General features: G+C 53.5%; 7 protein-coding genes. 4 read left to right on the top strand and 3 right to left on the bottom strand.

The window, feature by feature from the left end:
- A partial coding sequence (locus tag E4P00_RS20625; RefSeq protein ID WP_248132795.1) for a hypothetical protein occupies positions 1-257 on the bottom strand: 257 nt, incomplete at its 3' end.
- Between the two features lie 29 nt (positions 258-286).
- Here E4P00_RS20625 and E4P00_RS20630 point away from each other — a divergent pair.
- The 3 genes from E4P00_RS20630 (at position 287) to E4P00_RS20640 (ending at position 6,299) form a co-directional block, all read left to right on the top strand.
- Complete coding sequence (locus E4P00_RS20630; RefSeq protein WP_248132797.1) at positions 287-2,128, top strand: integrase arm-type DNA-binding domain-containing protein; 1,842 nt, start codon at positions 287-289, stop codon at positions 2,126-2,128.
- Between the two features lie 723 nt (positions 2,129-2,851).
- Positions 2,852-4,024, top strand: a complete 1,173-nt coding sequence (locus tag E4P00_RS20635; RefSeq protein WP_248132799.1) for an ABC-three component system protein — start codon at positions 2,852-2,854, stop codon at positions 4,022-4,024.
- Positions 4,025-4,505: 481 nt separating this feature from the next.
- Positions 4,506-6,299, top strand: a complete 1,794-nt coding sequence (locus E4P00_RS20640; protein ID WP_005786998.1) for a hypothetical protein — start codon at positions 4,506-4,508, stop codon at positions 6,297-6,299.
- 74 nt (positions 6,300-6,373) lie between these two features.
- On the opposite strand, the gene mobH is transcribed toward E4P00_RS20640, so the two are convergent.
- Positions 6,374-8,098 (bottom strand): MobH family relaxase, encoded by a 1,725-nt coding sequence (gene mobH / locus E4P00_RS20645; RefSeq protein ID WP_248132801.1) that lies wholly within the window; start codon positions 8,096-8,098, stop codon positions 6,374-6,376.
- A gap of 223 nt (positions 8,099-8,321) precedes the next feature.
- Between mobH and E4P00_RS20650 the strand changes: the two genes are divergently transcribed.
- Positions 8,322-8,519 (top strand): hypothetical protein, encoded by a 198-nt coding sequence (locus E4P00_RS20650; protein WP_248132803.1) that lies wholly within the window; start codon positions 8,322-8,324, stop codon positions 8,517-8,519.
- A 131-nt stretch (positions 8,520-8,650) separates the two neighbouring features.
- Here E4P00_RS20650 and E4P00_RS20655 read toward each other — a convergent pair whose 3' ends face one another.
- Positions 8,651-9,613, bottom strand: coding sequence for a zincin-like metallopeptidase domain-containing protein (locus E4P00_RS20655; protein ID WP_248132946.1), 963 nt, complete (start codon positions 9,611-9,613; stop codon positions 8,651-8,653).
- Positions 9,614-9,686: the final 73 nt, after the last annotated feature.

Consider the following 9,686-nt stretch of genomic DNA (forward strand, 5'->3'; position numbering starts at 1 on the left):
ACGACCTTGCCAAGGTCGGGGTCGCGAGTTCGAGTCTCGTTTCCCGCTCCAAATATTGCGCTACAGAGTTCCACTGAATTCTGTAAGTAATTGAAATCAGGGCCTTTAGGCCCTTTTTTCGTTCCGGCGGGAACCACTGAAATCCAGCTCCATCCAGTGCTTTTAAGTCCCGATTTAAGTCCCGAATGAGGATCTTGGATTTGGATGTGCACTGAATCGGTTTTTTGCTGGAGCAGCTTGGATAGCGAGACGAGCATCTGGCCCTGACTCTGTTCAGGAGCTCGCTATGGCACTCTCGGATACGACCGTTCGGCAAGCCCGAATCACCGGCAATGACTACACGATAGGCGACACGGGTGGGCTTGCGCTCAACGTGACGGCCCGCGGCGGGAAAATCTGGCGTTTCAGATATTACTGGGCGGGCGTGCAGAAACGCATGTCTCTCGGTAGTTATCCGCAAATCAGCCTTAAAGAAGCCCGTGTCCGACGTGATGAGGCTCGCGCCTTGGTCGCCCAAGGCATCAATCCCTATGAGCACCGTAAACAGCAGCGTCGTGCTGTTCGTTTTGCGGCAGAGCACACCTTCGAGGCCGTGTTCAATCAATGGGTAGAGTTCCGCAGGCTGAGCCTGAAGGAAGGGCGCCAGAGCACGCTCTCGCAGATCTTGCGAATCTTCAATAAAGACGTCCTGCCCACCCTGGGCGGGCGGTCCATCTACGATATCAATCGTCACGATCTGTTGGATTTATTGAGCAGGATCGAACAGCGCAAGGCCTTAACAACCGCCGAAAAATGCCGGACTTGGTTCAACCAATTGTTCCGTTATGCACTGGTGAAGATCGAGGGGCTGGAGCACAACCCAGCTTCAGACCTTGATGTGGTTGCACTTCCCAAACCTCCGGTTACGCACAATCCATTTCTTCGTATGGACGAGCTCCCGGCATTGATGGCTGCTCTTCGAAACTACGGTGGCGCCAGCCAAACTCGGCTTGGCCTTCGGTTGTTGCTGCTGACCGGTGTCCGCACGGGCGAATTACGGTTGGCAACACCCGACCAGTTCGATCTGGAGAAGCGCTTGTGGGTCATACCGGCGGAAGTGGTGAAACAACTCCAGCTAGCGATGCGGAAGCCAGGTAAGCAGACCCAAAATGTACCGCCTTATATCGTGCCGCTGTCGGTTCAGGCTCTGGAGATTGTGCGTCACTTGCTGGACCAGGTTGTTCCCGCGCAGCGCTACTTGTTTGCGCATCGAAGCGACCTGAGCAAGCGTATCAGTGAGAACACGCTGAATGGCGCGTTACGTCGGATGGGGTATGCCGATCAACTCACTGGCCACGGGATGAGGGCGACGATCTCGACGGCGCTGAACGAGATCGGGTATCCAAAGGTGTGGGTGGACGCTCAGCTTTCTCATGCTGATCCGGATAAGGTGAGTGCGGCCTACAATCACGCGGAATACGTGGAGCAGCGTCGAACCATGATGCAGGATTGGGCGAACCGTCTTGATCTTTGGGGGCAGGGTCAGCTGAAGGCGGCAAGCTCTCCGCTTACTATTCGTTTAGAGGGCGCAGCTTCGTTACCTTCGTTGGAAAGCGCGAACGCAAACGCCGTTCTGTACAGCAGTGGCTTCCCAGCGACGACGGTTCCAGCCTCTAAAAAATCCGTAAGCAACGAACCGGTCCTTAACGCGGCTCAGTATTCACCTGTCCTACCTGCTTCAGCGCAGACTGAACAGCTGCGCGAACCCCAAGTATCTGAGATACAACGTCAGCGCGCCGAGATGCTAGCCACCTATGAAGCTTCGAATAATTTGCCGCTGCTTGTCTTCGCCAAACTAGCAGGCAAATCCCGAGATCAGATCAACCGCGATATCAAGGCTCGGCGCCTGCTATCCCTGAGCCTGGGGAATCGCGGTCAGCGCATTCCCGATTGGCAGCTTGACCCACTGCGGCACAAATTGATACTTGCTGCCTTAGCGCGGTTTCCGGATGTCGATGCGTGGAGGCTTTATCGGACCGTCTGTGAGCCTCATGAGCGACTGAAGGGGCGTTCGCCAATCGATCTGCTCACTCTGGAGAATTTCGACGTTACTGCACGGATCGTTTGCACTGCCTTAGGCTCACTCTGAGGTACTGTCTTCGAGCGGTGACAACGGATGTTGCCGCTTGTTTAAGTGCATCTTGCACGAGCTTCTGAATGCGTGGGGTTCACGAGTTACATGAAATGTTGGAGAGGGACAGAGATAGACTTCTGTTGCGCAGAATGCCACCATTTGGCAATATCTCGTCCCCGCACTCTCTTGTCAGCTCTCCATCCCTCTCATTTGGGGGCTGTGTCCTGGAGAGAGTGGTTAACCCGGCCTCGCGCCGGGTTTTTTATTCATCCGGCAGGCATGGCAGATGGATAAATTTTGAACATTCAGCGACCCTATGTATGGGGTGCTAGGGGTCGAGTGTTCGAATCACTCCGTCCCGACCATATAATTCAATGACTTAGCCCAATCTTCACCGGTTGGGCTTTTTCATGTCTGAAAAAATACTCCCACATTTACTCCCACGGATATTCTGGATCTAGTTGGCTTCGACGTCTGAGGGAGTGTAATGGGAGCACAGCCTTGTCTCTGCTGATCTACACCTGTCAGTGCTACAGGTGGGAGCCCGCTTGTGGCCGAGATACCGGTCGCGACAGGATGCTAACTACCAAATGTAGCCTTTAGTTTTCACTTCATCCGAACATGCTGGTGATTCACAAGCTGGTCCGCGGTACCGAGTACCGACGGTATGGGGTAAGGCGTTCACGTGGCAGTTTTCGGGGCTTTCTAATTCTAAGCGGCGTGAGCCTAAGGAGAGCATTGACAATCGACTCCACTCAAGCAAGCCCGATGTGTTTCATTGAATGGCAATATGGCATAGTGGAAGCACAAGTATGTTGCATGCCCGCCACGTGGGCGCAACGCCGAAAAAGAATATTGCCGAAGCTCCTCATGCCCAAGAAACCGGCCCCAAATCAACTCGTCGTCAAGCGCGGAGCAGTCCCTCCCTCAGTGTATCTGATGCATATATCGGATAAAGAATGGGAGCTTTTTATCGAGGATGCGTGCCGGTATGGCGGAAGGTATTTTCAGGTTAAGCGGCTGGGTAATGCCAATGACAAAGGACGGGATGTGGAAGCGCGCTTCCAGGGTGCGCTTGTGGCTGATGGTTGGGACCTTTTTCAAGCAAAACACTATAAAGATCGATTGACGCCCAGTGAAGCCTTTCCGGAAATAGCTAAATTTCTTGGTCATTTACTGTCGAAAAGTTACCCGGTTCCTCGTAAGTATTATTTTTGTGCCCCTCTTAATGCAGGGCCTGATCTTCATGATTTGCTGGCTGACCCTCAAAAGCTTCGCGAAACGTTTCTTGCCGCATGGAGGTCGGGTTCCCAAGGCCTAGGGCCTGAGAAGGCGAAGCTGACTCCAGAGATGGAGGCGTTCGTGATCGCGTTCGATTTCAGCCGTTTCGAAGAGTACTTGGTTCATGACCTCCTCGCATGGCACGAGCAAGATTCCTCCGCCCACTACAAGCTATTCGGCATCGAGCCTGAACGCGGTGACGATCCCGAAGTGCCGAATGAAGCTCAAGCATACGAGATGGTGTATGTGACTGAGCTCCTTAATGTGTATGGTGAACTCGATGGTACGCCAATAGCATTGAAGGATGTTCTCGACTCAGAAATTTACAACGACCATTTTGCTGCTGCTCGCGAGACTTTTTACTCTGCGGAAGGGCTAAAACGGTTTAGCCGCGATATTTACCTTGAGGACGAGTTCGCAAAACTTCTCGATATGGTTAGAAAAGGGATCAAGCTAAAGGTGTACAGCCCAAGTTTAAAAACGGGGCTGGAGCGCCATGATGCAGCCATAGGTGCAGTTAGTAGCGTCGCTCTCACAGATAGTGCTCTGCATCCTCGACTTCGGGGCGGAGATTTGCCGGGCACATGCCATCACTTAGTTAATGACAAGCACTTAAAATGGGTTCGATAAAATCAAGGAAGCAACCCGAACTGTTCAATACCCCTTTTGAACTGGGGCTAAGGATGGTTTACCTGCTGTCAGCACTTCGACCTGAAGGCGCTGATCTCCAAAAATTGGTGTTATTGGATTATGCAATTGTGTACTCGAGCGACGTCGGAGGGCCCGATAGTCTTCATACTCCAGTACCCTTTCGTAACGCCGAGTTGTTCAGCAGACGTGAGCGAATCGAGCAGGGTTTGTACCTGATGAGCACACGTGGCTTGGTCGATGTTGTACTGGATGATCGAGGTATGACCTATGTGGCTGGGCCAAGCAGCTTCACGATGGTTGGCTCCCTATCATCAAAGTACTGGCGAGAGCTCGAGACTAGATGCAGATGGGTTGCAACTCGATTCGGAGCAAAAGAGTCAAGCGCGTTGCAGAGTGAGTTCGCTGAAAAAGGGCACCTGTGGGGTGCCGAACTTGATACCGTAAGGAGGCTATTGTAGACATGGCTGTCGCGCTTATTCAGCTGAAGGCATCCGGACCGGGAAAGCCAGACGCGCTCATTGATTTTAAGTTTCCAGCAACACTCGTTCGCGGGCCAAGCGACACGGGTAAGTCCTACATTCGCGACTGTTTATGGGTACTCCTTGGTGGCGAGAAAAACCCCAAGAAAATCCCTCAGGCAACCGGATACGACACCCTTACCTTGCAGCTGGACGGTGATGGGCAGTTGTATGAAATTCGCCGCGCATTAGCTGGAGGGGAGACAAGGCTGAGCTCACTTACATTAGCGGTGGACGGTGCGCATGCTCGTGAGGAGCTTGAAGAAGATATAGGTGATTTTCTTGTAAAAATGTCGGGTGCTGCTGGCAAGCTTTTACTTCGATCTCGTGCAAAAAAGGGATTTGTAACGGGCGGGGATTTACGTCACTGGTTTCTTCTATCGCAGCCGAACATGATCAGTGAAGACCCGACTAGTGGCCAGGTGGTATCGGCGACTCAGCGTATTGCAGCATTCCACATGTTCATCACTGGCAGCGATGACGCTGCGATTGAGCTGACCAAGTCAAATGCGGAAAAACAACAGATTGTTGGGAAAGTATTAGGAGCCGAAGAAAGCCTAAAACGAGTGCGATCGGAACTGCCATCCGATCAGAGCCGTGACGAGATAGTCGATGCTCTTGAAAGGGTAGATAGCGTTTTAGGTGCCATGACACAACGTTATGATGAGCGGGCGTCGCATCTGCGTGATGTTCGTGAGCAGATTTATCGTGTCGAAAGACAACTGATCGATGCTCGATCCAAACGTGAGCACAGTCGAGCCATGGCCGACCGTTTTGAGTTGCTCGATGAAAAGTATCGTAGTGATAGTGAGCGGCTAGGCGCAACCTGGGAGGGTGTGTCTATGTTTCAAGCGCTAACTGAGGTGCCATGCCCCTTGTGCTGCGCTCCGCCTGGAGTGCAAACCGATCAACGACAGCTTATTCAAGGCAATCAAGATCTCTACAGACGAGCCCTGAAGGTGGAGCTGGAAAAGATCTCTGTTTTACGTCACGGATTGGCTGATGCCCTGAAACGGGAGCTCCAACGCGTTTCGGAGATTGATGCCCAAAGCCGAGAGTGGAGCGAAAGCCTTAAACAGTTGGAACAAGAAGAGCGTAAACGTTCAGCATCAACGCATCAGGAGTTCAGCGGGGATCCTAAGTCTCTAGCCTTACGTCGCAGTGAACTTTCTGAGTATCTAGCTAGATTCGAAGAGGAAAGCCACCTAGTCGCCGAAATTGAACGCCTGTCAAAATTCAAAGGCGGCAAGCAAACGCGTCTCGAGCGTAATGTCGGCGATGCCGCCAGAGATGTAGCTTCGCTTGCAAAGGAGTATTTGCATGCCTGGGGTTTTGAACTGATCGATTCTGTATTGCTAGATGCGAATGTATGCGACCTCACCATTAACGGTCGTGCACGCCTTGATTTTGGTGCAGGTAAACGATCCATTTTCTTGGCAGCGCTAACCGTTGCCGTAATGGCTCATGCTATAGAAAAGGGGTACCCGCATCTCGGATTCGTCGTCATTGACTCGCCTTTAAAGTCTTATGCAGACCCCAAAAGTAAGGAGCAGCGAGATGTTGCAGTCCTCACGGTAACTGACCGCTTCTATAGCTGGCTTGCAAATTGGTCCGGCCCGGGCCAGATCATCATTCTTGAAAATCAGGATCTGAAGCAGATCGCGCGTGAATTGCTTAAACCTATTGAGTTTGTTGGAGATGCAGGGGACGAGGGACGTACTGGTTTTTACCCGTAGGGTCAAACAGGTATTGAAATTATGCAGGTCGAGAAAACAAAGGGATTAATGACAGCCATTGAGCACCACGGAAATTAATCTGTTTCGATTTTAAGAAAAGGGTTATCGGGTGGTATCAATTCAAAAAATTGCTTCGGATCCTCAATCAAGTACCCCTTCAAGGTGGTTCTCTTCCTAGGGCCCTGCACTTGGCATACCCAGATGTTCAGGCCGTTGTCTCGCTTCCTGTGGACCTTCAGTTTCTCGAACTGCTTCTGTACCCAACGCCATTCGTTAATCTCTTGATCGACCCTCTTGGCGATGCCAGGAAACTCCTGGACATAACGTTGGAAGAGACCAGGCGTGACCAGAAATACGCTGCCACTCACCGTGTGGATTTTGGCCTTGCTGTCATTGATGATCAACTTATGGCTCAGGATGCCTTCCTTGACCCAATTCAGGAATGCCTGGCCTGGGTTATCCGATGGAGGCGTTGAGGTTTCGAGAGTACTTTCTGCCGGCGCATTGCTGGTCTCAGGGTCTATCAATTCGAACATGTCCAGCAGCGTGCCGAGGTAATCGACATCCTCTAGTACCATGGTATCCGGCTGCGGTTGGCTTTGAGCTGATCCTGCACTGGCTGCCTCAGGCACTGGTGTTGGTATCTGGGTGTCAGTTGAGTGGTCATGGGCTGCAATGCTCACCGTTCCACTGAAAGCCTCGGGCCGGTCTTCGTTCCCCCAAATCAGTGCGGGTTGAAGGCGCAGAAAGGTGAAACTCTGCTGCCAATTTCCCTGAACCACTAGCGCAGTCCAGATGGCTTTGCCTTCCGGCGTAGACTCAACCAATCCATGCGATTGCAGCTCGTCGAACACCGCGAGGTTGGATGAAGGAATGCCCTCAATCGATTGCGACAGCAAATAGGCTCGCAGCTTGTCCGTGACCGTCTTACTGACCAGCCACAGTGCGTCCTGGGTCAGCCATGCCGCGGCACCCGGCTGGTTGAGTTTCAGCTCGTGTTGAACCAGATGACGCAGTCCGCTGATCAAATGGTGTTGCAACGAATGAATCGGCGCTTGTAGCGCCTTGTTTGGGTTGCCCCCGATGTTTTGTGCTGTGGAGACGCGGTCGGCTTGAATGACCAACTCACCGAGCACGCCGGCACGTTCGTACTGGCCGGCCAGGACATACAGCAGGCTGGCCCAGAGTTGAGGAAATCCACTGAGCCAGTCTAAGATCGGGCGGTCCAGAATCTGGGTGTAGAGTAAGCCAGCGGCGGCACCGTGCAGGTGGTAGTCACGACCCTTGATGTAACGAAAACGGTAGGGCTGATCCAGGGAGCCCTGCCAAGGATGCCAAACACGGCCATCCTGGCGTTCGACCAGCACGTCCACGGCGATCTTGCCGATGTCATGCAGCAGGGCGCCATAAGCGATTCCAGCCGACCAGGCATCGGTCTGGGCGGCTTGTTCTTCAGGCGCGGCGCCGGTGGGCAGTAGATACGACTGACGTAGTTTCAAACTGCAAGCGACCAGCTCCAGGCCATGGTCGAGCATGCCACCGAGATACGCATGGTGGTGCGTCTCGCTGGCCGGGAGTTGCTGGACCTGTTCGGCGTAGCGATGGATCGGATTTAAGTAGAGCTGGGTGAATTGGACGTGGGAGAGGGCGGTGTATTGCCAGATGCGATCGAGCAACTGACGGCGGTGCTCCACTGCTAAGAGGGTATGGGCTGACTCGATGGACAGGTAACCTTCGGCGACGTTGACGGTCGGTGGCGGAGGGGGCTTCTGCCTTTTGTGGCGAAACAGACTGAGCATCGTGACCTCCGGGAAGTGGCTGGGTCATTGGCTTTTTAGCCTTTTCGGATAGCGCTCTTACCCTTGAGTGCCCATTCCCTTTCAACCCTTACCCGTCCTTTTGGCTCGTGTCCCTTTGTGCGGCAATCGGAATATGGATACTCCTAGGCATCATTTTTTTGGGGGCTAGTACGGAAAAGAAAAGAGTCGGTACACTGCGGTGCGAATTTTCTCGGGGTTTGCCATGAATCTGACTGACGCCACGCTGGTGCTGCTGCTTGCGGCACGTATCCATGGGACAGACGAAGCCGTCAGAGCCTCGGCGAAGAGCGTGGTCAAGAAGTTGCCGCGCAGTAAGCGCGATCTGATCTACAAGGTGATCGACAGCCGGAGTCCCCTCGAACTAGTGGATTTTCTGGCGCAGATCCTGGATACGGAATGACAAGCTGCTGGTGTGCGCGCCTCTCTTGTTCTTTGCGTCAGGGTCCCGCGGCATGGAGCCTTTCTTCTGAGCATAAAAAGGGCTCAACTCGCGTTGGGCCCTGTGAAGCGTTTGCAGTGGTGAGATAACGATCAAGCTCCATCGTTCATGCAAGGCGAGTCATCCAAGACCGCCTGCTTCAGTTGCTGCTCCAGGTTGAGTACATACTCCGAGGCGCTGCGGGCGTGGCCACTTGCGCGGAAGATCGCACGTTTGTCAGCCTTGAGCAGGCCGAGCCAGGAGTCAATGTAGCCCTCGTGCCGAAGCTCTCCCTGTATGCCGGTATAGGCACATAAAAACGCAGCGCCCATTTCGGCGATCAACTCTTCAAACGCGTAGCCTGGTGAGCCGTAGGGATAGGCTGACGTCACGCCTTCGCGCTGTAACCGAGCGTGATGCCCGGTCCAGTGCGTCAGCTCATGCAGTGCGGTGGCGTAGTACCCACCTTCATCGTGAAATTGTGCTTTTGTCGGCAGTTGGATGAGATCCCTGATCGGGTGGTAAAAGGCTTCGTCGGCAGATCGATGAACGATCTGTGCACCCGAACTTAACAGCAGATTTTCCGCAGCGCCGTTGGGGAGGAAGGGATCGCTCGGCTCCGTCTCGAGCACGGTTTCGTTGAGCGTTTCGAGCCCTTCCGTTTGCTCGATGTTGAACAGAAGATGCGTCCTGAGAATGCCAAAGTGAGCGACCTTGGGCTGACCGTTCTCATCAAGTACGGGTTGGCCTGATTCGGTCTGTTCCTCGTGTTCCATCGGTTTGTAGAGCACTGCCAGGGTGCTGTGCTCACCCTTCCGGATGTGCCCGCCGGCTTTTTTGGCTTGGTTGAAGGTTAGCCAACGATCTTGAGTGAACCCCTGCAATCGGGCCTCGGCCCAGAGCAACGGTAAATTGATGCCCGAATAGGGGCGCTGCGTGATGGCGTTGATGGGATAGGGCTGGTGATGAGCGACGTCAGTTGAGCCATTTGAGGACCAGGGTTTGATCCAGGGCGCTACGCCTTGGTCTAACGCGGCAACAATTTTGTCAGTCACGTCTTGGTAGATATTACGCATGGCATTTTCCTCGAGAGAAAGCGGAGGAACGCCTTGCCCGTCGGGGAGGGTTCCCCGGTGGGTGTTGATTGGA

The sequence above is a fragment of the Pseudomonas sp. B329 genome (assembly GCF_023127835.1).
GTDB classification, from domain to species: Bacteria; Pseudomonadota; Gammaproteobacteria; order Pseudomonadales; family Pseudomonadaceae; genus Aquipseudomonas; species Aquipseudomonas synxantha_A.